Below are 246 nucleotides of genomic sequence, written 5' to 3' on the forward strand. Positions count from 1 at the left end.
GTTGAGCTATTTGCTGTTCGAGGCCAGTTACTGCAGCGAGCTGATAGAGCTGGGGCGAAAGGATGCCTTGGCCAAGAAGCGGGAGCTTTGCCAGTTCCTGGGGACTTGATGTTGCCAGTGCCGGCCTACTCGGCTATCTGCAGCTTGCGCGCCTGGGTATACACATACCGCACCTTCTCGTACTCGAACGGCGAGTTGAGCTGGCCATAGCGGAATTTGGTGCTGTAGCGCTTGTCCACCACACGC

At 57.7% G+C, this 246-nt stretch carries 1 pseudogene; it reads right to left on the bottom strand.

Annotated features, from left to right (window positions below):
- Positions 1-125: 125 nt before the first annotated feature.
- Positions 126-246: pseudogene (locus tag J5M71_RS29120) on the bottom strand (VacJ family lipoprotein); the annotation flags it as partial.

Source organism: Pseudomonas sp. 43(2021), from assembly GCF_017490805.1.
Classification (GTDB): domain Bacteria; phylum Pseudomonadota; class Gammaproteobacteria; order Pseudomonadales; family Pseudomonadaceae; genus Aquipseudomonas.